Genomic DNA, 25,805 nt, shown 5'->3' with positions numbered 1-25,805 from the left:
CCAAGCGAACCCAGCCAAAAGCCCGAAAGATGCTACATGACATTTGGCAGGCGGAAACCCGTGAGGACGCGCATGCATCATTCGATTTGTTCATTGAAACCTTCGACGCGAAATACCCAAAGGCCACCGAATGCCTGATGCGGGATCGTGACGAGTTGTTGAGCTTCTATGACTTCCCCGCCCAACACTGGCAGAGCATCCGCACATCAAACCCGATCGAAAGCGCTTTCGCCACAATCCGGCACCGGACCAAACGGACCAAGGGCTGCCTCAGCAGAGACGGCATGCTGCATATGATGTTCAAACGTAACCGCCTCATTGGCCTTGCAGTTACCCACAAGTTCTCGGTGGTTAACGTCCCACAATGCGGACCCCCTCAACAAGATCGGCGAGCCGGGCGAGACCGCGCCATATGACGGTTGTTCCCGGTGGCGGATCTGAGGCGCGGTCGAGATAGCCTCCGAGGTGCGTGACGGCTTTGACATAGAACTCCAGGTCATGTGGTGCCATGCGCTTTCTGTGCGGCGTTGCGTGTTCGAGCAGGTGGCGCTCGTCATCCGTGAAGACCGCAGCAGGGTTTGCGGCTGGCACCTCACGGCTGAACATTGTCATCCATGACACACGCCAGGCCACGACGCAGCAGAGCGCGATGCAGTTGGCCAAGCGATCAGCCGTGGCCAAGCGCAGCTCTTCGATCCGACACCCCGTTTTCAGGGTTCGGAAGAAGGTCTCGATCTTCCAGCGCAACGCGTACCATTCGAGCTTGTGGACAGCGTCCGCGTGGGTCTCCACCGGTAGATTCGTGATCAGCTTCCAGAAGACAGGCAACCTGTCTTCCGGAGGATCAAGCTCCTCGGCATGGATGATCTGAAGGCTCTGATGCTGGTATTTCCGCTGCTTTCCGATCGGCGGCCGGACCGTCATCGTGGCATACCGGACCGACAGCACGGCGCAATGATCCTTACCCTGCGCGTCGCGGAACCGGACCTCGTGGGTTCCGCTGGATTGCACCTGCGTCATCACCTTTGCAATTGTCGTGTCGCCATCTTCCGCCAAGCGATCAACACAACTGCGCACCAGAAAGTTGGTCCCAAGGTCCTGGGCTAGGCAGTAGAGTTCGTAGATATCGCTTTCCCGGTCACCGACATGCACACAGCGTTCCGGCGCACCTGCCAACTCGGTGGACAAGCGCAGATTGTCGAGCCAGCGCATACTTTCCTTTTGTTCGATCGGCACTCGGGTCGGATTGATTTTGCGTTTAATCGCCCTCGTACCTTTGAATTTATCACGCGACCAGAATTTTGCCGCGGTTAGTCCGAGCGGAAGGCCTGCCGACGTGACAGCAAGGCTCACATGCAACCGCATGCCGCAAATGGTGTGGCTCTGATGACGTCCATCTGCCATCTTGCGACCGCATGATGTTCCGGTAAACCCAATCTTCTCCGGTGCGCTGCGCTTGAAAGAAAACTCCGTGGTGTCTTGCAAGATCAGGATTGGACCCTCAGTCGCTTTAATACGCAGGGCGGAGGCAGCGAAATGGCCCTCAAGGATCTTGTCTTCGCTAACGTTCCCGTTGGAAAAGAAACGGTAGGCTGCCTTGGTGTTCGACCAGTCCTGGAACGCCGTGGGTAGCGATTTTCCCGGCCGCTCCCCGAGAGCCTGAAGCATGGCACCTAGCCGCCGGTTCAGCCGACTGTCACCCAAATCACACCCCGCGGTTTCCGTTTCCACCCAATTCTGCTCCATGCCCGCACCTCAATCATTTGATGCCATATGACGAATCATGATCGGTTACTCTCGGGCAAGACCAAGTCTGTGGGGTGAATCAATTCGCCACACCACACTTGTGGGTAACTGCAAGCTCATTGATACCGCGGATTATGCGGCTTGCGTGTCAACGCTTGGGCTGAGCGGTTCCCAATTCCACGGCAGCAACTCTTCAAGCCGGTTGATCTTGTGATCGTGGATACGGTCGAGGATGTCGGCCAGATAGGCTTGTGGGTCGAGGTCATTCAGCTTGGCGGTTTCAATGATGGTCATGGCCCGCGCGAGGGTCTCCGCGCCCGTGTCGGCTCCGGCGAATAGCCAGTTTTTCCTGCCAATGCCAATCGGGCGCAGGGCGCGTTCGGCTGGATTGTTGTCTATAGCCACACGACCATCCGTCAGGAACAGGCAGAACGCATCCCGGCGAGACAGGCCATAACGGAATGCTTTTGCGAGATTGCTTTTGCCAGGAAGACGCAAGAGTTGCTGTTCGGACCAGGTGAAGAAGGCTTCGACCTGTGGCGCGCTATGTGTTTGGCGCGCGGCATGGCGGACATCTGCGGGCCGCCCGTTGATCTCGCGCTCGATGTCATAGATCTTGCCAATCCGGTCAATGGCTTCGCGGGAAATTGCAGATTTGGTTTTCTGCCATTCATCATGGAAGTCCCGGCGCCAGTGCGCCCAGCACGCCGCCTCGCGCAGGCGTTTTGAACCGTCAGCTTCCGGCTCATACAGTTTGGCATAGCCTTTATAGCCGTCGGCCTGAAGGATGCCCCGGGTTCCGGAGAGATCCTTATGGACGTGCTCTTCTTTCCAGTCCGGAGCGAAGGCATAGGATGCGGCAGGCGGAGACGCTCCGACCCAAGGCCTTTGATCCCGGACATAGGTCCAAATCCGGCCTTTCTTCACGCCTTTCCCAAGTCCTTTGTCTTTCTTCGAGCGATCCAGCACGCGGATCGGCGTATCATCCGCATGCAACAGGTCACTGCCCATCACATCAGCTTCGATCAACTCGATCAGCGGCTGAAGGGTGCGCATGGCGCGCCCACACCAGCCGACAAGCGTGCTCTCCGGAATGTCTGCCCCCATACGGGCAAAGATCTCGTGCTGGCGATAGAGCGGAAGGTGGTCATCGAACTTCGAGACCAGAACGTGGGCCAGCAGGTTCGGCCCGGCCATGCTCCCCGGGATCGGACGGCTTGGGGCCGGCTCTTGCACCATACGCTCGCAGCAACGGCAGGACTTCTTGATCCTGGCGATTTGGATCACCTTCATTTGCGCGGCAATCATATCGAGAAGTTCGCTGACATCTTCCCCCACGACGCGCAGGTCACCACCACAATCCGGGCAACAGGAACCGGGATCGAGTTCGCGGCGCTCACGGGGTGTCTCAGCCGAGACACGCGGACGACGCCGCCGCTTGGGCTCCGGCGAGACGTCCTCAACGTCAGGCTCGTCTAGCCCTTCGTCAATGGGCTGATCGTCGTCCTCAGCCATTGCAATGAAGAGATCCTCGAGCGCCAGTTCCAGCTGCTCGATCTCACGTTCAACCTTTTCTGAAGACTTGCCGAACGCCAGTTTCTGCAGCTTGGCGATCCGCAATCGCAACGCTTGGACCAGTTGATCGTGAACGCGCAACGAGGTCGCCATCTTGTCGTTTCTGCCTGCAAAAGAGCAATCATCGCCTTCAAAACGGCGGGATCATCGGGCAGGTTTTCGACAGGTTTCGACATGCACCTGACTACCAAAAATCAGGCTAAACCTCCATATAAATTACGCTAAAACCGCAACAAATTCACCCGACCCGGGCAGGTGGCGCACCCCAGTTTGGACGTCGCCAATCGATGCCCTCCCAGAGCATTGCAAGCTGCGCGGAGGTCAGTCGCAACGCGCCATCTTCGGCGTTTGGCCAAGGGAAGCGGCCACGCTCCAACACTTTGTAGTAGAGGCAAAACCCCTGACCATCCCATGTGTGGATACCTCGGTTTATGCAAGAGTTTTCTCAATCGGTTAGGACATGTGATCGGGTACGGTCATGTGTCAGGCCTCTCGTGTGCGGCGTTCAACATGCCGCGGGCCGGTATGGCGATGCGAAGGTCGGGTCCATATCAATAGAGCGAGCTCGGAGCTCTCTGGGACGGCCTGGTTTTCCCAACCTCGATCTGGTCGATCATTTATCCTTACTGTCTCAAGGTCCTTCTCACATACTTACCCTTAGTCGCTGACTATGCGGCGCAGGGATCTCTGTAATCTTCATTTCGAGTCATCATCGCCCATATGGCACGTGCGGTTTTGTTCGCGAGGGCAATAGCGACCAACATACGTGGTTTGCGTTCAAGCATCTGTTTCAGCCACGATCCTTCAGGCGCACCGTTTTTCAAAGCCCAGCGGACTCTGCCCATAGCGCCGATAATCAACAATCGACGGATATCACGCTGTCCCATCTTGGAGGTCCTCCCAAGAATTTGCCTGCCCCCAGTCGACCTCTGGACGGGCACCAACCCAAGCCAAGCTGCAAAATCGCGCCCTTGCTTGAAGCTTTCAAAATCAGGTGCAAAAGCTTTGAGTGCCATCGCTGTCACAGGCCCCACCCCGGGTGCTGTTTGCAGCCGAACCGTTTCCGGGTCTGACTTCGCATCGTCTCGAAGATTCCGCTCTATTTCCGCGATCTTTTCGTTCAGTCTGCCAATCTGATCAAGTTGCATTTGACAGCATTCGATTACTAGCACAGGCAACCCGCTCTCGGGCGCTTCTATCTGTTCTACCAGTTTACTTACGTTCCTTCGGCCACTTGGAGCTGTGATCCCGTATTCCATAAGGTGCCCGCGTAAGGCATTAACTATCGAGTTGCGCTGACGCACCAACAGATCGCGCGTTTTAAACACCATCGACTGGGATTGTTGTTCGGCGGTTTTTACCGGCACAAACCGCATAGTAGGACGCATCGCAGCTTCAACGATCGCCTCGGCATCGTTGGCATCATTTTTTTGCCGTTTAACGAACGGCTTCACGTAAATTGGCGGGATCAGTCGGACCTCATGACCCAATTTGCTGATCTCGCGTCCCCAGTAATGTGATGATGCACAAGCCTCCATCGCAACAACGCATGAGGGCATGGCGCCCAGAAACTTCAAAACCTGAGCCCGCGATAATTTCTTGCGAAAGACCGGTTCGCCGGATGCCGATGCTCCGTGAATTTGGAAAGTTGATTTTGCCAAGTCGATACCGATTATTGTAACCTCTTTCATGGATACCTCCTCCATTCTGGTGCTTTTTGAACATCACCATAGTAGCACATTGCGATGCCGTCGTGGGGTGAGGTATCCACACCATCAATAGAGAAGTTTGATCCGGTCACCACGTCGTCCACGGAATGCAAACACAGCACCGCCGGCCGGCTTCTGCCGCAACACATCTTGCGCCATAGCTGACAAGCCAGCGATCCCTTTGCGCATATCCGTAACACCGCAGGCCAGATACACGCGCACACCTGTTCCGGGACCAATCATACCGTCTCCAGCGCTCGAATGAGATGGTGAAGGCTGGCCGTCGGCAAATCCCGTGCGCAGCGTAACCGGCGGCCATTCCTCAAGAAGATGTCAACCTCGGGTGCTGGTGTCGCTACCGGCTCGTCAGGGGCCTCGTCGCTTGTCAGAGGAGGCAACGGGAGAAAGACCGTCCTGTCGGAACCTGCTCCATGCCCCTTGCGTCGCAGCGCCCGGCGCCACTGGTAGATATGCTGGCGTGTGATGTCATGACGACGGGCCACATCAGTGACGGTCGCTCCATTCACGCCAACCTCTTCAAGGATCGCCTGCTTCTCATCATCTCGCCAGCGCCTTCTGCGCTCGACGCCGACAATAACTTCATGACGCATATCTTGCTCCGCATCAAACGACGTCCATAACGACAGAGCTTAAGATCTCATCCAATCACCGAGAAGGCGGTGCCAATGAGCCGGTTACGTTCAAACTCGGCCAAAGCGCCGAGAAAAGTTGGCGCAAGCTGCGCGGCTTTGCCCATCTCGCCGACGTCATACAAGGCGTCGATTTCGTAAACGGCATCAAGCCATCAAACCAGGATCAGGCCGCCGCATGAAAAATCCTTGGACACCAGATTTGACAATAACTCGCCGGAAGGCCTGTCCCCTTTTACGGCTCCGGATTACCGTGACATGCTTGATCGCGCAAAGCTCCTGAAGATGCTGGATATCGAATAGAGATGACACCTGAAAATACCATATGCATCGGGCTCGCTTCGCGAGCCCCTTTTTTTGCCTTAGCTATGCATGCTTATGTGTCAGGCGTGCATGCATATGCTCGCGCTGAAATTGGGTTGCCTTCTAAATAGTGGTTTTTAAATGACTTTATTATCCTTAACATTCCGACGAATCGATAAGTTTGCACGAATTGGCGGTTTTCATGCACACCCCCTGTCAAGGGGTTTGTGCAAAGAGCCTCCGGATAAATATTAAGGTTTTTATTTTATTATTTGTTTTCAGGTGTGGGTGCAGTTTCCCCCTGCCGCATCAGGATTTGGCCGAACGTTTCGCGTTCATGCGGCTCAGCTGTCAGGGGGAGTTTCTTGATCATCGGACAAATACCGCATTGGCACTCGGTTTAGGAACAGGATTTTTGTGTAGCAGGCCTTTAGAATACAGATCATCCGCCAACGTGGTAGTGGCAACTGCATATTTCCAAGCGATCGCTTTCCGGTCTTGTCCAATGTCGCCGCGCAAATTTAATAATTCTGCGCGGCTTCGACATTAAGACCAAATCTGAAGGCGAAATTGTAAGCGGCATAATTTGAATATGATATGAGCCAGACCCAGCCCGCTCTCAATCAAAAGGCTATACGCGGCGATCACCGCGTATACCAAGACCCATTACACCATCGCGAAAATACGCGCCGGGCCGCCTGTGCCGCCGCGATGTTTTGGCGCACCTATGACCAATGTGGCCCCAGCTGCTGGAACGCGATCGAGATTGGCTAGGCCTTCGATACCAAACCGTCCCTCAGGCAACCACGCGTAGTGCGTTGCAAAATCGGGCGAAATTCCGTGGTCGAGCGACAGCGTATCAACAGCAATAGACCCCGCCCCTGTTTCGAGCAACATCTGCGTCGCCTCGATATGGAAACCTGGATAGTGCTGCGCTTCGCCGTCAAAATTGCGAAAACCGTCCGTATCAACCTTTGAGGCCCATCCTGAGTACATGGCGACACATGCGCCGTCTGGGATGGGTCCATTCGCATTGATCCATGCCTGAAGATCATTAGGCGTGACCTGCGTATCTGCGTCCTCAGCTGCCCGTGCTGCAATGTCGATGACGCAGAGGGGGGCGATCAAAGACGACACTGGGATCTCATCAACAGACATGCCGTCTTCGGAAAAATGCAGCGGTGCATCAATATGGGTGCCGGTATGTTCGTTGATCGTAAATTGATTCAGATTAAAGCCGTGCTCTCCATAGTTAAACAGCTGCTCTCGGCTGAACTGAGATTCACCAAAAAATGTTGGAAAATCTTCGTGCAGGGTGTGTGTCATATCTTCGACCATACCGTGACCTGCAGCCAATGCCGGTGTGCCCAAAGCACTTGTCGTTGCCGCAGCAACCGCACCAGCAGCGCCGGCCTTAAAGAAGTTGCGGCGCGACAACATTTTGTCCTTTACCGCATTCATTACACATACATCACACATAGGTTCTCTCCTGTTGGTTTTGTAATTTTATTTGACTTCGAATTCCGGATCGATCGGCACTTGCAGTGCGGTCACCAAATGGTTGGTTGAGGCCGCCAAGGCCACAATCTGCATCAACTCGCCGTGTTCATCCTCTGACATACCCTTGGCCTTGGCCGCAGCCGTGTGCGAATGAACGCAATAGCTGCACCCGTTGGCAATCGAGACCGCGATGTAGATCATTTCGCGCGTTTTGGGGTCCAAGGCACCGGGTGCGGCCATCAAGGATTTTACATTCTCCCACGTGCGTTTCAGTCCCTTAGGGTCGGCCGCCAACGCCCGCCAAATGTTGTTTACAAAGTCTGAGCCACGCGTTGCGCGGATATCTTCGAAAACAGCTTTGACCTCAGGGTTGGCTTCCACGTCGGCGTCTGTGAAAAGATGTGTCGTTCCCATTATGCGGCTTCCCCGGCTAGTGCCCAATCCCAATACAGCTGACGGGCTTTTTGGGCGATTGCGCCAACGCTGAGTTCTCGACCTTCGAAGCCAATGACGGGCACGACCTTGGAGATATTTCCGCTGGAAAAAATCTCTTCCGCTTCGTGAAAATCATCTACGGTCAGAGTGACCTCATGCACAATCACGCCAGCCTCGCGCAGTAAGCCGATGACTCTTTGGCGAGTGATACCGTTGAGGAAGGTCCCGTTTGGTGCTGGAGTAAAGACTTCGCCACCGCGCACCATAAATATGTTGGATGTAGCCAGTTCGGCTACATTGCCATTGGCATCGCAAACGAGCGCATTCTGGAAACCTCGCGATTGGGCCTCGCGCACCATGCGGGCGTTGTTTGCATAGAGGCACGCAGCCTTGGCGTTCACCGGCATCACCTCAAGCGTTGGACGCCGGAACCTCGTCACGGTCGCGGTAAATCCGTTCGGTGAGGCCATCGGCATTTCTTCTAGGCACAGAGCAAAATCCGTACTCTCAGGGTCAGGCGGCAAAACGCCGACATCGCTATCCTCAGCCCAATACATTGGCCGGATATAGACGTCCGTACCAGGTTCAAACTTCTCGAGGCCATCCATCGTTAGCCCTGCAATTTCCTCGCCCGTATACGTCGGCTTCAACCCCAGAGCCTTGGCAGAGGCATTGATGCGGGCAGAGTGTTTATCAAGATCGGGGGTCACCCCATCAAACAGACGCGCACCGTCGAATACGGCGGACCCAAGCCATGTGGCGTGGGAGTTCGCACCAAGGATACGTGTATCGCCTTGATGCCAGTCACCGCGCCAGTAAGTCCATATGGTTTTCTCAGTCACTTAGATATCTCCTTAATCGGGCGTTATGGGATCAGCACCAGCGATCCGCCGCCGGTCATGCTTTCCAATATATCATGGGCGCGGCTCGCGTTTTGCAGTGGTATGGGGGTCGGTGTGGCAGCTTTGAGGGCGCCAGATTGAAAACCCTGCATAACCTTGCTGGCCATTGCTTGATATTGCTCGGGATCGCGCAGGTAATGGAACAAAATGGGGCGCGAGACGGTCAGTGATTTGGCGGCAAGTGTCGCCATTTCTAAAGGATCAACAGGACCAGAAGATTGGCCAAAATTCACTAGATGACCACACATTGCAAGCGCCTCAATCGACCCGGAAAATGTATCCGCACCAACGGAGTCGTAGACTACATCGACACCCGAACCGTCGGTGATTTCTACCACTGAGGTCGTAAAGTCCTCTTCGCGGTACAGCACAGCGTGGGCACATCCATTCGCGATCGCAATGTCAGCCTTTTGTGTAGATCCAACCGTGCCGATGACTGTGGCACCCATGCTTGAAAGCGTCTGACACAACATCCGACCCACACCACCCGCCGCGGCATGGACCAGAACAGTCATTCCGGGCTTGATCTGATGAACCACCTGACTGGTGAGCATCTCAACGGTCATAGCCCGTAGAAGGTTTGAGGCGACGGTTTCATCTGTCACGTCGTCGGGGATATGAACCGCCAAATGCGCCGTCAAATTCCGGTGCGATGCATAAGCGCCGTAGGTCCCGGTCACATAGCCCACCCGATCACCGGGCTTTAGGCCAGTCACGTCCGCCCCAACGCTTTCCACAACGCCTGCCGCCTCACAGCCAGGAATGCCCGGCAAAGCCAAAGTGTTGTAGAGACCGGAACGCACATAAATATCGTGGTAGTTGACGCCCACAGCGGTTTGCCGGAGGCGTATTTCGTCTGGACCAAGCTCCGCCAGATCAAGTTCCTCAAGACTCAAAGCATCAGAGGCTCCATAGTCACGGATCATGATTGCGTTTGGCAAATGCTGTCTCCTTCAAGCTATATATGGCTGTCTGTTGAACGACCCTTTGAATCAAGCGTAAGTCAGTTTCGACGGAGAGTGCTTGCAAAATCACTAAAAGATACCACTAATGCTTAGAGAAACTCACTCAATTCGTGGACTAATTAGAGAATATGGCCTTTCGAGATCTTGATGCTACCGATCATAAGATTCTGTCCGTCTTGCAGGTCGATGGCCGCATCTCCAATCTGGAGCTTGCCCAAAAGGTTGGTCTTTCACCCACGCCCTGCAGTCGCCGTGTCCGCCGCCTTGAGCAAAGCGGTATTATCACCGGCTACGGGGCAAAGATTGACCTGTCCAATCAGCGTGAAGGGATTACAGTGCAAGTCAGCATTCGCTTGGCAGGGCAGAAGCCCGAAGACATTGATGCCTTCACAGATGCCGTCAATCAAATTCCAGAGATTACTGAATGTTTGTTGGTGACTGGAAACGTGGATTATCTACTGACGGTCCAGACCGATAGCGTCGATGGCCTTCGTGATTTTGTCTTGAGTAAACTTAAGAATATTCCTTGTGTATCAGAGACGACCACAATGCTGATCTTAGGGTCGATCAAGTCGAGGTAAAAGCAATCAGAAAGAGCCAATTTGAGGAGAGGGATTGCGCGCTCAACCCTTCCATCGTGATCCAAGGTATAGCCCTGCTGTGCGGCGTATAGTTCATCTCCATTGTTGCAGTGAATACGACCAAAGGAGCGGCATAAAACCTTGACAGGACCAGACCGGATACGGCCCATTTCATGCCGCCTAGAACGACCGTTTTTCGTTCACCTGCGCGAGAATCCGGCCATCACCCGCTGCTATGAGCGTCTCCGCTCCGCTGCGCTGTACATACAGCGCCTCGCCAGCGTCCAGATTGCCGAGATATACAACCTCGCGCATCATGAGAGGCTTTGGGCACTGTGCGACACTTTCAGCAATACGGCTGAAACTTGGGAAATAAAGCAATCCAACCGCATTAAAGTCTAGCGAATAGCTGGGTTCGATGCGTGCGCCATTGGCAAGCTGCATGGACTGCCCGCGAAGCCCGCGCGAGGTGTTCCGGGCTCGTCGGTCAAGTGACATCAAGTCGGGATCCGCCGCAGGCAATGTGCAGGACTTGGACGGTAGAGCCCGCACGATACGCCGATTGGAACCCGTCTCGTCATGCGCAACGAAGGTCGACAGCATCAGCAAAGACCCAATTACCCCTCCCTGATGGCGAAACACGTGCCGAGAACCGACCTTCGGGCCAGAGGCCGCTGCGATGTTCGAATGGATTGTAACCTCTTCGCCCAAAAGGCTGGCGGACAGGGTCAACTCTAACCGCGTTGCGCAGAAAGCAGCGTACAGAGGGCGTCCATCAGCGGCTTTAAACCGCAGCCCTTCTTGTCCAAGCGATCTGGCAAGCAGTTGCCAATGGATATCGCCGCAGGCGCCAAGCAGCCACTGTTCGGACAAGCCGTGGGGGCAGAGTTGCTGCATTCCAAGGATCTGCTGCCGCACGCTCGCGGGGCTAACGCTCTGGGAATGCGCGTCAAGCATGGCACACTTGTTTGGTCACAGCACCCAGTTGGGTCGCAATTTGTTCGGCAAGGTAACGGCTGTCTTCCTCTATCCCTAAAAAGCGCCCTGACCCCCATGTGTTCAGCCAACCAAGACCAATGAAGCTGAGCCCCTTTTGCGCAGTCACGCCTCGATCGAAAACCGGCTTGCCGCGAGCGTCGAATACATCCGCCTCAATCCACGAATAATTCGGCCGAAACCCAATCGCCCAAAGGACAGAAGTGATACCCTCCTTGGAGAGATCAATCTCCGTGCGCTCCGTGGTTGGCTCCCAGACCTTTTCAAAGGGCGGCTCCTCAGGTGCGTCAATTCCTTCGCGCGCGATATATGCGTCAATTTGGTTGCGAATGCCCATATAGGACCGGTCGGCATCGTCCAGATTTGTGGCCAGATCAGGCATGAAATTCACCTTGGAACCATTCATGTCCGCAAGCGATCCGTATAGCTCGACCCCGTGGTCGACATGGAAACGGCGCAGGTCGATCTCTTTGCCGCCATCGCGGCCAGACATATAGTGGTTGGTCTGCCTCATCGCCTTTAACGGATCAGGATGCTCGGCGATCGTGATCCCATAGTGCCCCGCATCGTTCAGCCAGTCCGTTGCGTCGCGTCCGCGATATTTACGTGGACTGCGCGGCGCAGGACCGACCGCAAGATGAACATCGCGCCCCGCGCGGACGAAATCCTCCATCAGCTGAACACCCGATTGTCCGGTACCCACGACCAGCACGCCACCGACGGGAAACTGATCGACGTTGCGGTAGTCGACCGAATGCATCTGAAATACCTCAGGGTCGAGGTTCGCGGCAAAAGGCGGCTCAATCGGCGTGTCGTAGCCACCGGTGGCAATCACCACATGTTCGCACGTCCATGCCCCGATTGATGTCTCAACCTTAAAACCACCCCCCTTGCGCGGCGCGACACGCGTTACTTCAACATTCTCGCGCAGATCTGGCTGCGACATCTCGGCAAAAGCATCAACGTAATCGACAATCTCGTCCTTCAGCATAAAGCCGTCGGGATCGGTGCCGCCATATTCGCGATCATAGTGAAAATCGGGAAGCCGACATTGCCAGTTCGGCGTGACCAAGCAAAAACTGTCCCAGCGATTATTGCGCCATGAATGGAACTTCTCATACCGTTCAAAAATGATGCTTTCGATCCCCTTTTTCTTGAGGCAATATGCAGTTGAAAGCCCTGCCTGCCCGCCACCGACGATTACAACTGGGGTATGGTTGGTCTGACACTCTGTCATCGTTTTCATCCTCATTGGGAAATCTGCAGGCAAGCAATTTCTGCATCTGTCTGCTCTGTAAAGGTTGCAGCCTTCGCCTCGATCCGATCGAGCTGATCCATCGCCGCGCTACATGCAAAGCCGTATTTTCGCTCTACACGATTTGATGCGCGTTCCATCGCGATGCGGGCACGCTGCAAGAAGTCTGGAACCGAGTAACGAAGTCCGGGTTCGAAAAGCTCGGCAATGACGCTTGAGGGCGAGTAAAGTTTTTCTTCTGAGCCGTCAGGCCAGCGGACAGTCCAATATGTTTCAGGCATGGTTGGCTCCAAGATCGAGATAGGGGGTTTGGGCATGGTCCCAGAAGACGGCGCTGTCAGCGCCACTGCGAAACGTTACAGCGGAGCCGTCGGTGATGCGCCCGATTGCGCGGGCATCAATCCCTCGGGTCGCAAAGCGTTTGCAAACGGCTTGGGCATTTTCAGGCGCGACTGACAACAGAAAGCCGAAGCTTGGGAAGCTGCGCAGCCAGCGCTCGACCTCAATTCCATTTGGTGGATTTATCTCCGACAGGTTTATATCGATACCCACGCTCGAACACTCTGCCAGCATCAACGCTGTGCCGATGAGGCCGCCTTGGCTGATGTCTTTGCCCGCCAAAACCAATGCATCTTCGGCCAACGCGGGTAGCAGCATAAGGTCACCGCGCAACCGTCCATCGGGGGCATCAAGTGCCGCGCAGAAATTGTCAAAGTTCCGATAATTGCCACGCCGGTCGATTGCGGCAATCAACAGATCTCCGGGCGCAGCATCAAAACTGGTAATCAAGCGCTGCGCCTTACCAAACACCGACGCGGCAAGACCAAGGGTCTGCGCAGACAGGTTCGTATGCCCGCCGACAAGTGGCACACCGTAAGCGGCTGAGGCATCGCATAACCCCTGCAACAAGGGAGCAGCAGCCTTTGCGCTCGGCGCCCAGACTTGGTCAATCACAGCAGTGCTGCGCCCACCCATTGCGGCAATGTCCGACAAGTTGACCATCACGGCACACCAGCCAGCAAACCAAGGATCATCCTCGATAAAGGCCGGGATGAAACCCTCTCCTGCCAGTAGATCATATCCACCATCACAAGGCAGTGCTGCTGCATCATCACCGGGGCGGCCATCGCTGAGCGCGGTGAGCCCAAGCGCTTTCGTAGCCGAGGCAATGCCAAGTTTCGAGCGGATCGACGGATGCGAACGCAAGCGCCCTGCCATTTCTTCAAGGGTGAGCGCGTTTATTCCAAGAATGTTCTCAGTCATCGGTGCGGCTCGTGGATACGGGGACGATGATACCAACCTGCGACCGGATCGGCGCAGGGCGGATAGCGGTCAAGCTGTGCCTCCATGCGCATGTGCGGCGTTCCGTGGATTGTCACTTCTTCGAGAGGGCTCCAGTGCAACCGTTTGAAAAGTATAACATTCTGCATTTGCACATGTGCCAGAAACCTGTCGCATCCACGGGCATTTGCAGAACCCACCGCGAGGCGGATCAGCTCTGCCCCCAAACGACCGACTGCACGGAAATCGCTATCGACGGCCAGCCGCGATCCCCACCAGAGGCGCGGCGCCTCCTCATGGATGCGCACGGTGCCCACCACCTGATCCGCCTCATGTGCGTAGGTGGAAAGTGCCACCAGATGGGTTGCGATCAAATCAATGTCATCACGATCATGTTTATGGAAAATGCTTTGCTCTTGGACAAAGACGCGGCGGCGCAGATTTGCGGCGCCCTCGGCTTCAAAACGCTTGGATGCGGCGCGAATATAGTATCCGGGGCAATGAAAATGGCGCTGTTCAAGCTCGATCATGCTGGCACCCTCCGCGCCGGAACTTTCAGCTTTTCATAGCTCGACAAGGCCGAACAGGCCCCGCATTTGCCGCAGCCGGCCTTCATGTCCGCCGACCGGATACCGGCGCGGACGACCATCTGGCCAAGCGGCTGCAGGATTGATGCCATGAATTTCGAACTCGGGGCTGGATGGCTCTCAAGCGGCGTGCCAGAGATCGGCACAAAGGGCACCACAAAGGGATAGACCCCCATAGCGCAAAGTTTCTCGCCCATTTCAAGGATAGCCTCGCGCGTGTCGCCAAGCCCCGCAAGAATATAGGTCGACACCTGTCCGCGCCCGAAGACCTTTACAGCCGCCTCGAAGCTGGAGAAGTATTTCTCAAGCGGCACCGTGGCCTTGCCCGGCATGATCCGCTGGCGCACTTCTGGCGTGACCGCCTCAAGATGCATGCCCAAAGTATCGATGCCCGCATCGAACATGTGCTGGTGCCAGATATCATCCACTGGCGGCTCGCACTGGCCCTGAAGCGGCAGATCCACAGCAGCCTTGATCGCCTCGGCGCTTTCGCAAAGCACCTTGGCTCCGCGGTCCTTGCCTGCGGGGGTGCCAGTGGTCAACACCATGTGGGTCACGCCATCCAATTCAACAGCGGCCTTTGCCACTTCGGCCAGTTGCTGCGGCGTTTTGTGCGCAATAGTGCGTCCTGCGGCTAAGCTTTGGCCAATCGAGCAGAACTGGCAGGTCTTTTTGCGGCTCTCGTAGCGAATGCAGGTTTGCAGCACCGTTGTGGCCAGCACATCCTTGGAATGCAAAGCAGCGATGTGACTGTAGGGAATGCCATTCGCCGTTTTATGTTGATAGAATTTGGCAGCCGTTGGAAAGCGGACCATCGCCACCTCGTCGCCATCTCGGGTCACGCGGGCCTCTCCTGTCGCATCTGGGGCTTCGACCAGATAGGGGCTATCAAAGCTGGGCGCGGTGTGGACAGGGATCATTACCGTGCGCTCACCGATAGAGATGGCCTTATGATCCGATGGCCCTGCGCCGCCGCGCCTACTCTCTTGGCCCGCCCGCGGATCTACAAGGCGCATGCCGTGGGTTTGCAATTCGTTGATAAGTTCTGCGTGATCAAGCATCTTGGCAATTCTCCTGCGGTTCGTTTGCGGGTTCGGTGGCGTGGCGTGTCATCGCCTCTCGCGCATCGTGGTTTAGCGACAACAATTCGGGACGTGCGTAATGTCCGACGCTGTCCATCATGCGCTTGCGCTTTGCGATAAGCCTCATGTCGAGATCTGCGATCAGGATGCCCTCGCCAGATGTCAGGGGCTCTGCCAAATGGCGGCCTTCGGGCGAAATGATGCACGTCATACAGCCGCTGCGCATGGCCTTTTGCAACTTCGGATCTGGATGAATTTGTGCAATTTGATCTTCGGTTAACCAGCCCGTCGAATTGACGACAAAACAGCCGGATTCCAGCGCGTGATGACGCATCGTAACCTCTATCTGATCGCGAAAAATGTCACCCACCAGCGATCCGGGATACTGCCCCGCGTGGATTTCCTCGTGCTGGGTCATCAACGCGTAGCGGGCAAGCGGGTTGTAGTGCTCCCAACAGGCCAGTGCGCCGACGCGGCCTACCTTGGTCTCGACCACTTTCAACCCTGAACCATCGCCCTGCCCCCAGACCATACGTTCGTGATAGGTTGGCGTAATCTTGCGCCGCTTCAACGCGAGCGTGCCATTCGCGTCAAAAATCAGTTGCGCATTATAGAGTGAACCGTGGTCACGTTCGTTCACCCCCAGCACCACCACGACATCACGCTTGGCGCAGGCATCGGCCACCGCCTGCATCTCCGGCGAAGGAACGACAACCGCTTCTTTCATCAAATCAAGATGCGGCGCGCCCTGCTGCACGGGAGGCAACACAAAGCTGAAATAAGGATAATACGGCACGAATGTTTCAGGAAAGACGATAAATTCTGCACCCTTGTCTGCGGCTTCAGAAATCGCGTTGAGCACGCGTTCAATCGTTCCGGCACGCCCGGAAAGGTCAGGAGCGATCTGCACCGCGGCTGCGCGTATGATATCGGTTCGCATGGGAATGCCTCTATTCAGAATTGGAGCCGATCCGAGAGAGAAGACCGGCAACCGGGGGCAAACGGCGCCCCCGATCAGGTTGAATCAAACGGTCCAGGTGTCGAGGATCACCGCATCGGCCTTTTTGTGTAGAAGGATGCAGTCGAGCACATCTTGCGGTGCGATCGGAATGATACCGGGTAGAAGTGACGGCTCGCCATGCCCGTAAAGAGCCTGCAAAGCAAAACGGCATGCGTAGACCTTGCCACCCTCGCCCATGAACTTATTGAGATTGACGGCAAAGTTTTGGTGCCCGGGGAAAGCTTCGTCGCCAAGTGTTGGAAATCCGCGCTGGATGCCCAATGTGACACCAGGACCGTACAGCAAGATCGATGTCTCATAGCCTTTACGGTTGAGGCGGATGGCGTTCAGAATATTGACGAGTCCAATGGACCCCTCAAAGGCCACTGTATGAAAGGTAACAAGCGCCTTCTCCCCTTCATCGGCCTTAACATCTTCGAAAACCTTCTCTTCGTAGTTTACGAAGAAATCTCCGTCTTTATGTGCTTCTTTAGTGACTTCAGGCATCATGCGCTCCTTGTTTTGATGAACACAGTGATGGTCCTATAAAATTGACTGCATCAATAAGCAGTGCAATCTACATACAATATATATCAATCCTTACGCAGCATGTCGAAAAATTTGCACAAAATATCGACGCAAATGGACCTGATTGCGCAATTATAAGACGAAACATCCAAATCTCCCCGACATCATGTTCTCTTTGATTCTAGTAAATACATACAATCAACTTCAATTGTTGCATTTCATGTCGTATAAGCTCTGAAACCAAAGGGTAGAGAAATGATTGATTGGATTCCTGACACACTCGACGCCGGCAAGCCGCGCTACAAGGCGATTGCAGATGCCATTGCCGAGGACATCCGCACCGGCCGACTGAACGATGGCGTGCGCCTGCCCCCGCAGCGTCAGCTTGCTGCGAAACTGGGAATTGATTTCACGACAGTTTCTCGCGCGTACGCCGAGGCGCAAGCCCGTGGCCATGTCGAAAGCCACGTTGGACGGGGCACCTTTGTCAAAGGCCGCGTGGTCACTGACCGCCCCGACCCTTCGCGCGTAGGCGAAGCTGATCTGGCCATGAACATGCCGCCTGAACCGCAAGACCCCGAATTACGACGCCGCATGCAAGAAGGGGTAGGCTATGTTTCTGCAAACTTGATTGGTCTTCTTCGATACCAAAGTGCCACCGGCTCGGAACGCGACCGCGTGGCGGCGTCCAGCTGGCTTAGCATGCGCGGAATGGTGCCCGCACTGGAACGCGTAGCCGTAACCCCGGGCGCACACGCGACGATGGCAGCCATCCTATCGATCATCACGCGGCCGGGCGACACGGTGCTGTGCGAAGCGATCACCTACCCCGGGTTTCGCAACGTCGCCGGGCGCTTTAGACTAAACCTCGTCGGCGTTGAGATGGACAAAGATGGCATTTTACCAGAAGCGCTAGAGGCTGCGATCCTAGAACATGGCCCCAAGGCCTTATACCTGAATCCGACGCTGCAAAACCCTACCACACTGACCATACCCGAGGACCGACGGCTGGCTATCGCGCAGATACTTCGCCGACACGACCTGACGTTGATTGAAGACGATGCCTATGGTTTCATCCCGACCAAAGCCCCTGCCCCCATAGCACTGTCTGCGCCAAACTTGACGTGGCATATCGGCGGCTTGGCCAAATGCATCGGTGCAGGTTTGCGGCTGGCGTTTACCATTGCGCCATCACCGCGATGCGCACGTCATCTGGCTCAATCCATTCGGGCCATGTGCGTTATGCCCTCGCCGCTGTCGATGGCGCTAGTCACCCAATGGATAGAGGATGGAACGGCTGACAGCATCCGTAGGTTCGTCCGAGCCGAAAGCGCCGCACGGCAAGCGCTTGTTGCCGAGATACTAACAAACGTTGATTATCGCGGCACTGAGAACGCCTTCAACATCTGGCTAGACCTTCCTGACGGAGTCAGCCGCGCTGATGTGGTCGCACGAATGGCCCGCAGGCCGATCGGGCTGATGCCCTCGGATGCGTTCACTGTACTTGGCGACCCTCGCGAACAGCTGCGCATTTCTCTCGGTGGACCGTCGAGCCGCGAGACCCTGCGCGAAAACCTAAACTTTTTATCAGATGCCCTAACTCCAAATATTTTCATGGGATGATGATGTATCTTGTTTCACAAAATCGTCACGCATCTCTTGAATTGGTCCGGCAAAATTGGACAGCGTGCTAAGGTGTATCCAACACGAATGAATGGATACGAGAATGACGAAGCGACGGAATTTTTCAGGCAAGTTTAAGGCTGCTGTGGCGCTTGAGGCACTACGTGGCGACAAGGCAGTCCAGGAGATTGCAGCCAAGCACCAGCTTCACCCGACACAGGTGAGCACATGGAAACGGCAGGCGATTGATGGCATGTCCGGGGTGTTTTCGGACAAAACCAAGAAGGCTGAGAACAAGGACGGCGAGATCAAAGATCTGCACGCCAATATCGGCCAGCTTGCGGTGGAGAACGGTACGGGGGCTTGCGCGGCCCTTCAGGCCACGGTCCCCCTAGCTTTGTCACAAGGGCTGAAGCGATGAGCCCGTCTGAACGTCGCGATAAAGCGGTTTTCGTTTAATCTGAATCAGATTGAGCGAAAAACGTTCCCACACTTCTTTGATGTTGCTGCGTTTCTCAAAAATTGAGTGCCTCAAGTTTTTTGAGAAACGCTTTATGATCCGCAAGAAGAATACGTCAGCTCAGCCTGACGCGCCAATGCAAGTTGCTGAAGATCAGCCGGTCATCGTTGTATTACACGCCAGTTGGTATGAACGCTGAAACGCTAAAGCTGATGAATGAGATCGATCGGGTCTTCACGAAACACCCGTTCTTCCCCTCTCGTGCATGTAAAGATGCACTGCCGGGCAGTGGGCAGCCGCCAGATTGCAGCTTACCTTCCCCAATCTGGGTTCTCGGCTGGGCGGCATCGTGTGCGTCGTCTGATGGGCATTATGGGATTGCAGGCCGTATACAAGGGGCCAAACACCAGCAAGAAGCATCCACAGCACCGCATTTACCCGTACCTGCTGAGAAAGCTGGCAATCACGCGACATAATCAGGTTTGGTGCAGCGACATCAACCGCACCACGCGTTCGCTTAGCCTGACCGATGAGGGACGCACGCTGCTCAGCGGGGCCAAGGTGGTTCTGGGCGAAGTCGAGGAACTGGAAGCGCGTATCCGGCACGGGGCCGAAACGCTCTCCGGCCCGATCCGTGTCAGCGCGCCGATCGACCTTGGTCGCTCGATTGTTTCTGATGTGGTCGCGGATTTTACCGCCGAAAACCCAGCAATCTCCGTCGAGCTTCTCCTCTCCGACGGCTATGTTGATATCGTCGGGCAAGGTGTCGATCTGGCGCTACGTTATGGTGTCATAACGGATAGCACCCTGCGCACACGCAGCCTTGGCCGTTTCCGCCGCATCGTCTGTGCCGCCCCCGCTTACCTTGCGGAACACGGCGCACCTCAAACGCCCGAAGACCTGACCCAGCACAACTGCCTGATCATGCGGCTCGGGATGACTTTGGATAATGTCTGGCGCTTCGGCCCCGACACAAAACCACAAACGGTGACGGTGCGGGGGAACAAGACCGTCAACGATGGGGCCTTGGTGCGGCAATGGGCGATTGAGGGACACGGGATCATCCTCAAATCCGAACTGGATGTCGCGCCCGATATTGCGGCGGGCCGCTTGGTCGCGTTGCTGGAGGACTATGCCGCGCCGCCGACCCCGCTGCAGATGATGTTCCCGCCCGGCAGGGCGCAACCCCGCCGCGTCCGCGCATTGGCCGATGCATTTTCGCACACTATGGCAATGCGTCAACGCCAATAGCCGCCCGTCAAAAAGTGGTCTCGTTGTTTGATTGGTGATGTCTGCTTTTGATACATCATATCATACCGAGGTCTTTACGCAGCGAACGACCGCAATCCGCCCGTAGCGACTATCCTAATGAAAATCCCGACTTGGAAACAACTGCTTCGCCTGATCGCGCGGGTGCATGGCGCGAGGTTGGGGGCGCGGGCGGGGAGCGTCGTCGGCTTGTGGCTCGGTCACACCAACGGCGCTGTCCATCGGATGGCCAAGGGTGCTGAGACGGTGCGAGACGTCCTCGATATGCTGCGCAATGAGATGCACCACGATGCCTTCGCGCTGCACCACACCCGTGACGCGCAGCAACCGCCCGCCCATCACCGCGCGACGGAACTTTTTGTAGACCGCCTGCCAGACCACCACATTCGCAACCCCCGTCTCGTCCTCCAGCGTCAGAAACACCACGCCAGACGCGGTGCCGGGCCGTTGCCGCGTGATCACCAGACCACAGACCGAAATGGCTCGCCCTGCAACGGGACCAAGAGGCACATCGGGGAGCGCCGCATGGGGCGTCAGCCCGTCCATCTCGGGGCGTAGCAACTCCATCGGGTGCGCCTTGAGCGACAGGCGCATGGCAACATAATCCTCGACCACCTCCTCGCCCAGATGCATCACGGGCAGGGTCACGGCAGGTTCGCGTATCCCCTCCCCCTCAATCGGGTCATTGAACAGCGGCAGCGGCTTGGGACCACTGATCGCCTTCACCGCCCAAAGCGCATCGCGCCGCCCCATACCCAGACCCGAAAACGCATCAGCTTCGGCCAGCCGCTCAAGGGTCGCAGGCCCGATCCTCGCCCGCAGCCACAGCGCCTCGGGGTCGGGATAGCCGTTGCCTCGCGCCGCCACGATCCATGCGGCATCCTCCTCGCGAAATCCCTTGATCTGTCGAAACCCGAGCCTGAGCGCCAGTGACCCGTCCGCCCGCTTCTCCAAGGTATTGTCCCACGCGCTGGCATTGACACAGATCGGGCGCACCTCGACGTGATGCTCACGCGCGTCGCGGACAATCTGGGCGGGGGCGTAAAATCCCATCGGCTGGGAGTTGAGCAAGGCACAGGCAAAGGCGGCGGGGTGGTGGCATTTCAGCCATGCGGAAACATAGGCGAGCATGGCAAAGGCGGCAGCATGGCTTTCGGGAAACCCGTATTCGCCAAAGCCCTCAATCTGCGAAAAACAGCTTTCCGCAAAGGCCAGATCGTAGCCGCGCTCCAACATGCCATTGATGAATTTGTCACGCAGCTGACCAATAGTGCCCATCCGCCGAAACGTCGCCATAGACCGGCGCAGCTTGTCCGCCTCGGAGGGCGAAAACCCCGCCGCGACCACGGCAATCTGCATCGCCTGCTCTTGAAACAACGGCACGCCGAGGGTCTTGCCCAGCACCTTTTCGAGCGCATCGGAGGGAAAGGTGACAGGCTCCCTGCCCTGCCGCCGGTTGATATAGGGATGCACCATGCCCCCCTGAATCGGACCGGGACGCACGATGGCGACCTCGATCACCAGATCGTAAAAACGGCGCGGCTTCATACGCGGCAGGAAGTTCAACTGCGCGCGGCTTTCAACCTGAAACACGCCAATGGCATCCGCCGCACAGAGCATATCAAAGGTTGGCGCATCGGCTTGCGGGACGGTGGCGATGCTATAGTTCAGGCCGCCATGCTGCGCGATCAGATCGAAACTCTTGCGGATGCAAGTGAGCATTCCGAGACTGAGAATGTCGACCTTGAGAATACCGAGCGCGTCAATGTCGTCCTTGTCCCACTCGATGATCGTGCGGTCCTCCATCGTCGCATTTTCAATCGGACAGAGTTCGTCCAACCGCCCCTTGGTGATGACAAATCCACCGACATGCTGGCTGAGGTGGCGCGGAAACCCGATGATCTCCCCGATGAGCTTGATGGTCAGCGCAAGGCGCGGGTCGCTCATATCAAGGCCCAACTCCTTGACCCTCTCAGGGTCCGCACCGCCATTGCCCGATCCCCAAATCTGCCCTGACAGGTTGGCCGTGACATCCTTGGACAGGCCCATAACCTTGCCCACCTCCGCAATGGCTGCCCGCGAGCGGAAATGGATCACCGTGGCGCATAGCCCCGCGCGGTGACGCCCGTATTTGGCATAAATGTGCTGGATGACCTCCTCGCGGCGTTCATGCTCGAAATCCACATCAATATCGGGCGGCTCGCCGCGATGCTCGGAGACGAACCGCTCGACAACCATAGTGATGGTCTCGGGGCTGACATCGGTGATGCCGAGCAGATAGCACAGGATCGAATTGGCCGCCGAACCGCGCCCCTGACACAGGATGCCTTGGGAACGGGCGAATTGCACAATGTCATGGACGGTGAGGAAATAGGCGGGAAAACCAAGCGATTTCACCAGCGCCAGCTCCTTCTCCATCTGCGCGATGGCGGTTTCGGGCGCACCATCAGGATAGCGGGTTTTCAGCCCTTCGGCGGCGAGGCGGGCCAAACGCTCCTGCGGCGGCTCACCTTCCGCGACCTCATCTGGATAGTCATAGCTCAACTCGGACAGGCAGAAACTCGACCGCGCCGCGATCTCCACCGTGCGGCGCAGGGCGGCGGGATGACGCGCAAAGAGCCGCGCCATATCAGCCGCGCCCTTGAGACGGCGCTCGGCATTCAACAACGCGCGGGTGCCGATCTCGTCAATCGTGATGCCCTCGCGCATACAGGTCAGAACATCGGCCAGCTGCCGGCGCGACCCGTGATGCATCAACACATCCCCGACCGCCACCATCGGCGCGGCGGTGCGATGCGCAAGCCGCGCAACAGCGTCGAAATACTGCTGGTCGCTGCCGTCATAGCGCGGGGCCGCGCCGATAAACACATCTGTCGGGAAGTGCTTTCTAAGCGTGGCGATCTCCTCTGCGCTGTCGTGCAAGTCCGATTGCGGCAGGGCAATAAGGCTCATCCCCGCCCCTCCCTGCACAATATCACGCAGGTCGAGGTGACAGGCTCCCTTGGGCGCACGCCGTTTGCCAAGCGTGAGCAACCGCGTCAGCCGCGCATAGGCGGCACGATCATGCGGCAGGGCCAGCCAGTGAATGTCGCTATCACGCAAGACCAGCCGCGCCCCGATGATGAGCTTGGGGAGACGGGCGGCGTCCCCGTGTTCGCGGCGCAATTCCTTGAGCGCGGAATAGGCCCGCACCACCCCCGCCAGCGAGTTGTGGTCCGTGATCGCGATGGCAGTCAGGCCGAGATCGACGGCGCGAGAGATCAACTCCTCCGGATGCGACGCGCCGCGCAGGAAGGTGAAATTGGATGTGCAGCACAGTTCCGCATATCCGGGGTCCAGGGAGGGGTTTCGGACGGTCATGCGAATTCCCCATGCACAAACCACGCGGGGCTTTGCGGCGTGTAGAACAGCCACAACCGCCGCCCCTCCCGCGTCTCGACATGCCAGTAATCGCGCACACCAGAGCGCCACGCCTCGTCAGGCAGCCACCACTCCGGCGCGATGCGTTCGGGCCCTGTGCTGCGCCCCGTTGTAAGTGCCATGCGCCGCCAGCGGAACCGCGCGGGCGGGCGGGCGCCCGTGCCGGCTATCGGTTCGGGGGGAAAGAGTTTCAACGGGCGCGGCCGATGGCGCGACCATGCGCCCTGCACCGTGCTATAGGCGGCGGGGACGATCTGGAAACTGCGTTCGGGAATATGGCTGTCCGCGGGCAAAAACCGCTGGACGTTCTCAAGCCCGATGCGATTGCCAAGCCGCGTGATCAGGTCATCCAGACCATCGGGACGTGCCGCCGTGGTTGTCGTAATTTGCACGGGTAGGAGAGGCTCCACCTGCGTGGCTTCAAGGCGAAGCTGATCAATGCCGAACCCCGCATCCACCGCAGACACCCCGCGTTCGAACAATGGCAAAATCCGCGCGGCATCGCGCATGGGCGCGGCCAGACGCAACTCGACCTGTTGTGCGCCCTGATCCACACGGCGCAGGGTGAGTTGCAACCGACGCGCCCCCATATCCTGCTCTTTGAGCTTGTCGCACAGCCGCCGCAAAAGGCGCTCCGTGCCCGCCATCACATCTGCCGCCAGTCCGATCGGCTCGGGCAAGGTGATGCGGGCCCCGTAGTGCGGAGCCTCGCCCAAGGGCGTGATGACCTCATCCTGCGCCCCCATAGCCTGATCCAGACGCAACAGCACATCAGGACCGAAACGACGCGCAATCGTGGCGCGGGGCAAGTCGAGAAGGTCGGAGATCTTGCGCAGGCCCAAACGCTGCAACGCGGTATCCGTCTTGGCCTCAAGGCGCAGGGCAGCAACGGGCAGCGTGCGAATGTCGTCTTGGGCGGAGCGCCCGTAACGGGTCAGCGCCCACGCCGCCCCGCGTGTGTCCGCTGCCGCGATACGCACGTTCAGCCCCCCGCGGGCAAGACGGTGGCGCATGTCGTCAAGCATCGCCGCCTCGCCCCCGAACAGATGCGCCGATCCCGCAATATTGAGCATCACCCCGTCCGCACCATCAAGCCCCACCCAAGGGCAATACCGCTTGCTCCACCGCGCGAGCATCTGCAAAAACCGTGCATCGGCGCGCGGGTCGGCAGGCTGGCTTTGCAGGTCGGGACAATAGGCCCGCGCATCAGAGACCCCCATACCGCGATGCAACCCCTGCGCCTCGGCGGCGCGGTTCAGGCAATAGATACGGTCGGTGTTTTTCTCGTGGCGGGTGAGCACAAAGGGGCGGTTGTCGTTGGCCGCGACCTGCGCACGTGCGCGTAGAACCCTATCGCTGGGCAGTCGTGGAAACCACATTGATACGACGCGTTTGCGCATCCCACTTCACATACCACTCTCTTAGTGTTCCTGATTTGTTCTTTATAATTTCCCATTTTTGCAGAGTCGAGTCCGCCTGTTCCTGCGGATCGAAAACGGGCGTGCAACGCCAACGGGTTTGCGCGGCATTGCTGCCCATGCCCTCGGGCAGAATGCAAAGCCCCATCGACCCGCCCTGCTGCGCAGCAAGCTGCAATCGCCGCCCTTCGGTCAGGCCAACGGATTGGCTCAATTCCATGACCACCAAGGCAACGCGCCCCGAGCGCAACACCTCTTCCGCCGAAGCCAGAACATCAATATGGCTCGGCGCCTGCGCAACCAAAAGCTGTTGCGGATCGAGATAGGTCTCAAACCCTAGCGGGTTCAATTGCACGGAATTCCACGCCTCACGCACCCAAAGCACCGAGTTTCCCTTGGCACGCGACACTTGCCCCGCAAAGGCATAAGCAAAGACATGCGCCGAGGGACCGCAAGCCTCATGGGTGCGGGAAGGCATTGGGGGGAAATGGGATTCGAAGGTGGCCATGATTCAGATTAT

General features: G+C 57.1%; 25 protein-coding genes and 3 pseudogenes. 7 read left to right on the top strand and 21 right to left on the bottom strand.

Annotation, left to right across the window (positions count from 1 at the left end):
- Nucleotides 1-305 (top strand): annotated as a pseudogene (locus KO492_RS03975) (transposase); the annotation flags it as partial.
- A gap of 46 nt (nt 306-351) precedes the next feature.
- On the opposite strand, the gene KO492_RS03970 reads toward KO492_RS03975, so the two are convergent.
- The 6 genes and pseudogenes from KO492_RS03970 to tnpA form a co-directional block, all read right to left on the bottom strand.
- A complete protein-coding gene (locus KO492_RS03970; protein ID WP_216043771.1) occupies nt 352-1,746 on the bottom strand; it encodes an IS4 family transposase in 1,395 nt (464 codons plus the stop codon).
- 132 nt (nt 1,747-1,878) lie between these two features.
- Nucleotides 1,879-3,497 (bottom strand): annotated as a pseudogene (gene tnpC, locus KO492_RS03965) (IS66 family transposase).
- A gap of 62 nt (nt 3,498-3,559) precedes the next feature.
- Nucleotides 3,560-3,742 (bottom strand): IS66 family insertion sequence element accessory protein TnpB, encoded by a 183-nt coding sequence (tnpB, locus tag KO492_RS03960; RefSeq protein ID WP_436835693.1) that lies wholly within the window; start codon nt 3,740-3,742, stop codon nt 3,560-3,562.
- Between the two features lie 247 nt (nt 3,743-3,989).
- The gene (locus KO492_RS03955) at nt 3,990-5,012 is read right to left on the bottom strand and encodes an IS110 family transposase (RefSeq protein WP_216043770.1); all 1,023 of its coding nucleotides are present in this window, start codon (nt 5,010-5,012) and stop codon (nt 3,990-3,992) included.
- An 84-nt stretch (nt 5,013-5,096) separates the two neighbouring features.
- Complete coding sequence (tnpB, locus tag KO492_RS03950; protein ID WP_216043769.1) at nt 5,097-5,273, bottom strand: IS66 family insertion sequence element accessory protein TnpB; 177 nt, start codon at nt 5,271-5,273, stop codon at nt 5,097-5,099.
- Nucleotides 5,270-5,641 carry an IS66-like element accessory protein TnpA gene (gene tnpA / locus KO492_RS03945; RefSeq protein WP_216043768.1) on the bottom strand — a complete coding sequence of 124 codons (372 nt, stop codon included), beginning with the start codon at nt 5,639-5,641 and terminating at the stop codon, nt 5,270-5,272. The genes tnpB (KO492_RS03950) and tnpA overlap by 4 nt, the downstream gene beginning before the upstream one ends.
- Before the next feature lie 89 nt (nt 5,642-5,730).
- Between tnpA and KO492_RS18920 the strand changes: the two are divergent.
- Nucleotides 5,731-5,862: pseudogene (locus KO492_RS18920) on the top strand (IS256 family transposase); the annotation flags it as partial.
- A 787-nt stretch (nt 5,863-6,649) separates the two neighbouring features.
- Here the strand turns inward: KO492_RS18920 and KO492_RS03940 are convergent.
- Genes KO492_RS03940 through KO492_RS03925 form a run of 4 tightly spaced genes read right to left on the bottom strand, consistent with a single transcriptional unit; the run spans nt 6,650 to nt 9,761 of the window.
- Nucleotides 6,650-7,462 (bottom strand): cyclase family protein, encoded by an 813-nt coding sequence (locus KO492_RS03940; RefSeq protein ID WP_216043767.1) that lies wholly within the window; start codon nt 7,460-7,462, stop codon nt 6,650-6,652.
- Between the two features lie 27 nt (nt 7,463-7,489).
- Nucleotides 7,490-7,897 (bottom strand): carboxymuconolactone decarboxylase family protein, encoded by a 408-nt coding sequence (locus KO492_RS03935; RefSeq protein ID WP_216043766.1) that lies wholly within the window; start codon nt 7,895-7,897, stop codon nt 7,490-7,492.
- Complete coding sequence (locus KO492_RS03930) at nt 7,897-8,760, bottom strand: branched-chain amino acid aminotransferase (RefSeq protein ID WP_216043765.1); 864 nt, start codon at nt 8,758-8,760, stop codon at nt 7,897-7,899. The genes KO492_RS03935 and KO492_RS03930 overlap by 1 nt, the downstream gene beginning before the upstream one ends.
- Nucleotides 8,761-8,783: 23 nt before the next feature.
- The gene (locus KO492_RS03925) at nt 8,784-9,761 is read right to left on the bottom strand and encodes a quinone oxidoreductase family protein (protein ID WP_216043764.1); all 978 of its coding nucleotides are present in this window, start codon (nt 9,759-9,761) and stop codon (nt 8,784-8,786) included.
- Nucleotides 9,762-9,913: 152 nt separating this feature from the next.
- On the opposite strand from KO492_RS03925, the gene KO492_RS03920 reads away from it, so the two are divergent.
- Nucleotides 9,914-10,366: an Lrp/AsnC family transcriptional regulator gene (locus KO492_RS03920; RefSeq protein WP_216043763.1), complete on the top strand. Its 453-nt coding sequence runs from the start codon at nt 9,914-9,916 to the stop codon at nt 10,364-10,366.
- Nucleotides 10,367-10,546: 180 nt separating this feature from the next.
- Here KO492_RS03920 and KO492_RS03915 read toward each other — a convergent pair whose 3' ends face one another.
- From KO492_RS03915 to KO492_RS03880, 8 genes are all read right to left on the bottom strand, one after another.
- Entirely contained in the window at nt 10,547-11,263 is a 717-nt protein-coding gene (locus KO492_RS03915) for a Pnap_2097 family protein (protein WP_252735268.1), read from the bottom strand.
- A gap of 52 nt (nt 11,264-11,315) precedes the next feature.
- Nucleotides 11,316-12,599: an MSMEG_0569 family flavin-dependent oxidoreductase gene (locus tag KO492_RS03910; protein ID WP_252735266.1), complete on the bottom strand. Its 1,284-nt coding sequence runs from the start codon at nt 12,597-12,599 to the stop codon at nt 11,316-11,318.
- Between the two features lie 11 nt (nt 12,600-12,610).
- Entirely contained in the window at nt 12,611-12,898 is a 288-nt protein-coding gene (locus KO492_RS03905; protein ID WP_216043760.1) for an MSMEG_0570 family nitrogen starvation response protein, read from the bottom strand.
- Nucleotides 12,891-13,880, bottom strand: a complete 990-nt coding sequence (locus KO492_RS03900; protein WP_216043759.1) for a sll0787 family AIR synthase-like protein — start codon at nt 13,878-13,880, stop codon at nt 12,891-12,893. Before KO492_RS03900 ends, KO492_RS03905 begins: the two co-directional genes overlap by 8 nt.
- The gene (locus tag KO492_RS03895; RefSeq protein WP_216043758.1) at nt 13,877-14,428 is read right to left on the bottom strand and encodes an MSMEG_0567/Sll0786 family nitrogen starvation N-acetyltransferase; all 552 of its coding nucleotides are present in this window, start codon (nt 14,426-14,428) and stop codon (nt 13,877-13,879) included. Before KO492_RS03895 ends, KO492_RS03900 begins: the two co-directional genes overlap by 4 nt.
- A complete protein-coding gene (locus KO492_RS03890) occupies nt 14,425-15,546 on the bottom strand; it encodes an MSMEG_0568 family radical SAM protein (RefSeq protein ID WP_216043757.1) in 1,122 nt (373 codons plus the stop codon). The genes KO492_RS03895 and KO492_RS03890 overlap by 4 nt, the downstream gene beginning before the upstream one ends.
- Nucleotides 15,539-16,507 (bottom strand): Nit6803 family nitrilase, encoded by a 969-nt coding sequence (locus tag KO492_RS03885; RefSeq protein ID WP_216043756.1) that lies wholly within the window; start codon nt 16,505-16,507, stop codon nt 15,539-15,541. Before KO492_RS03885 ends, KO492_RS03890 begins: the two co-directional genes overlap by 8 nt.
- A gap of 84 nt (nt 16,508-16,591) precedes the next feature.
- Nucleotides 16,592-17,074: an MSMEG_0572/Sll0783 family nitrogen starvation response protein gene (locus KO492_RS03880; RefSeq protein ID WP_216043755.1), complete on the bottom strand. Its 483-nt coding sequence runs from the start codon at nt 17,072-17,074 to the stop codon at nt 16,592-16,594.
- Between the two features lie 276 nt (nt 17,075-17,350).
- Between KO492_RS03880 and KO492_RS03875 the strand changes: the two genes are divergently transcribed.
- The 4 genes from KO492_RS03875 to KO492_RS03860 all read left to right on the top strand — a co-directional run bounded on the left by KO492_RS03875 (nt 17,351) and on the right by KO492_RS03860 (nt 20,429).
- Complete coding sequence (locus tag KO492_RS03875) at nt 17,351-18,718, top strand: PLP-dependent aminotransferase family protein (protein ID WP_216043754.1); 1,368 nt, start codon at nt 17,351-17,353, stop codon at nt 18,716-18,718.
- Between the two features lie 103 nt (nt 18,719-18,821).
- Complete coding sequence (locus tag KO492_RS03870; protein WP_216043753.1) at nt 18,822-19,139, top strand: transposase; 318 nt, start codon at nt 18,822-18,824, stop codon at nt 19,137-19,139.
- A gap of 49 nt (nt 19,140-19,188) precedes the next feature.
- Complete coding sequence (locus KO492_RS03865; RefSeq protein ID WP_216043752.1) at nt 19,189-19,377, top strand: hypothetical protein; 189 nt, start codon at nt 19,189-19,191, stop codon at nt 19,375-19,377.
- Between the two features lie 17 nt (nt 19,378-19,394).
- Nucleotides 19,395-20,429: a LysR substrate-binding domain-containing protein gene (locus tag KO492_RS03860; RefSeq protein ID WP_354668223.1), complete on the top strand. Its 1,035-nt coding sequence runs from the start codon at nt 19,395-19,397 to the stop codon at nt 20,427-20,429.
- Nucleotides 20,430-20,543: 114 nt separating this feature from the next.
- Here KO492_RS03860 and KO492_RS03855 read toward each other — a convergent pair whose 3' ends face one another.
- Genes KO492_RS03855 through KO492_RS03845 form a run of 3 tightly spaced genes read right to left on the bottom strand, consistent with a single transcriptional unit; the run spans nt 20,544 to nt 25,793 of the window.
- Nucleotides 20,544-23,807, bottom strand: a complete 3,264-nt coding sequence (locus tag KO492_RS03855; RefSeq protein WP_216043751.1) for an error-prone DNA polymerase — start codon at nt 23,805-23,807, stop codon at nt 20,544-20,546.
- The gene (locus KO492_RS03850; RefSeq protein WP_216043750.1) at nt 23,804-25,246 is read right to left on the bottom strand and encodes a Y-family DNA polymerase; all 1,443 of its coding nucleotides are present in this window, start codon (nt 25,244-25,246) and stop codon (nt 23,804-23,806) included. The genes KO492_RS03855 and KO492_RS03850 overlap by 4 nt, the downstream gene beginning before the upstream one ends.
- Nucleotides 25,218-25,793 carry an ImuA family protein gene (locus KO492_RS03845; protein WP_216043749.1) on the bottom strand — a complete coding sequence of 192 codons (576 nt, stop codon included), beginning with the start codon at nt 25,791-25,793 and terminating at the stop codon, nt 25,218-25,220. The genes KO492_RS03850 and KO492_RS03845 overlap by 29 nt, the downstream gene beginning before the upstream one ends.
- Nucleotides 25,794-25,805 lie beyond the last annotated feature (12 nt).

Source organism: Celeribacter halophilus (assembly GCF_018860305.1).
GTDB lineage: Bacteria > Pseudomonadota > Alphaproteobacteria > Rhodobacterales > Rhodobacteraceae > Celeribacter > Celeribacter halophilus_A.
The sequence above is the reverse complement of the archived record's forward strand: the minus strand, read 5'-3'. Positions and strand labels throughout refer to the sequence as shown.

Bases quoted from the DNA above. Each gene is read 5' to 3' on its own strand.
- KO492_RS03940 (WP_216043767.1), bottom strand. From the start codon at position 7,462: ATGTGTGATGTATGTGTAATGAATGCGGTAAAGGACAAAATGTTGTCG.
- KO492_RS03895 (WP_216043758.1), bottom strand. From the start codon at position 14,428: ATGATCGAGCTTGAACAGCGCCATTTTCATTGCCCCGGATACTATATT.
- KO492_RS03910 (WP_252735266.1), bottom strand. From the start codon at position 12,599: ATGACAGAGTGTCAGACCAACCATACCCCAGTTGTAATCGTCGGTGGC.
- KO492_RS03880 (WP_216043755.1), bottom strand. From the start codon at position 17,074: ATGCCTGAAGTCACTAAAGAAGCACATAAAGACGGAGATTTCTTCGTA.
- KO492_RS03935 (WP_216043766.1), bottom strand. From the start codon at position 7,897: ATGGGAACGACACATCTTTTCACAGACGCCGACGTGGAAGCCAACCCT.
- KO492_RS03970 (WP_216043771.1), bottom strand. From the start codon at position 1,746: ATGGAGCAGAATTGGGTGGAAACGGAAACCGCGGGGTGTGATTTGGGT.
- KO492_RS03900 (WP_216043759.1), bottom strand. From the start codon at position 13,880: ATGACTGAGAACATTCTTGGAATAAACGCGCTCACCCTTGAAGAAATG.
- KO492_RS03915 (WP_252735268.1), bottom strand. From the start codon at position 11,263: ATGCAGCAACTCTGCCCCCACGGCTTGTCCGAACAGTGGCTGCTTGGC.
- KO492_RS03920 (WP_216043763.1), top strand. From the start codon at position 9,914: ATGGCCTTTCGAGATCTTGATGCTACCGATCATAAGATTCTGTCCGTC.
- tnpB (WP_216043769.1), bottom strand. From the start codon at position 5,273: ATGATTGGTCCCGGAACAGGTGTGCGCGTGTATCTGGCCTGCGGTGTT.
- KO492_RS03870 (WP_216043753.1), top strand. From the start codon at position 18,822: ATGACGAAGCGACGGAATTTTTCAGGCAAGTTTAAGGCTGCTGTGGCG.
- KO492_RS03905 (WP_216043760.1), bottom strand. From the start codon at position 12,898: ATGCCTGAAACATATTGGACTGTCCGCTGGCCTGACGGCTCAGAAGAA.
- KO492_RS03855 (WP_216043751.1), bottom strand. From the start codon at position 23,807: ATGACCGTCCGAAACCCCTCCCTGGACCCCGGATATGCGGAACTGTGC.
- KO492_RS03850 (WP_216043750.1), bottom strand. From the start codon at position 25,246: ATGTGGTTTCCACGACTGCCCAGCGATAGGGTTCTACGCGCACGTGCG.
- KO492_RS03875 (WP_216043754.1), top strand. From the start codon at position 17,351: ATGATTGATTGGATTCCTGACACACTCGACGCCGGCAAGCCGCGCTAC.
- KO492_RS03860 (WP_354668223.1), top strand. From the start codon at position 19,395: ATGAGATCGATCGGGTCTTCACGAAACACCCGTTCTTCCCCTCTCGTG.
- KO492_RS03845 (WP_216043749.1), bottom strand. From the start codon at position 25,793: ATGGCCACCTTCGAATCCCATTTCCCCCCAATGCCTTCCCGCACCCAT.
- tnpA (WP_216043768.1), bottom strand. From the start codon at position 5,641: ATGCGTCATGAAGTTATTGTCGGCGTCGAGCGCAGAAGGCGCTGGCGA.
- KO492_RS03890 (WP_216043757.1), bottom strand. From the start codon at position 15,546: ATGCTTGATCACGCAGAACTTATCAACGAATTGCAAACCCACGGCATG.
- KO492_RS03885 (WP_216043756.1), bottom strand. From the start codon at position 16,507: ATGCGAACCGATATCATACGCGCAGCCGCGGTGCAGATCGCTCCTGAC.
- KO492_RS03955 (WP_216043770.1), bottom strand. From the start codon at position 5,012: ATGAAAGAGGTTACAATAATCGGTATCGACTTGGCAAAATCAACTTTC.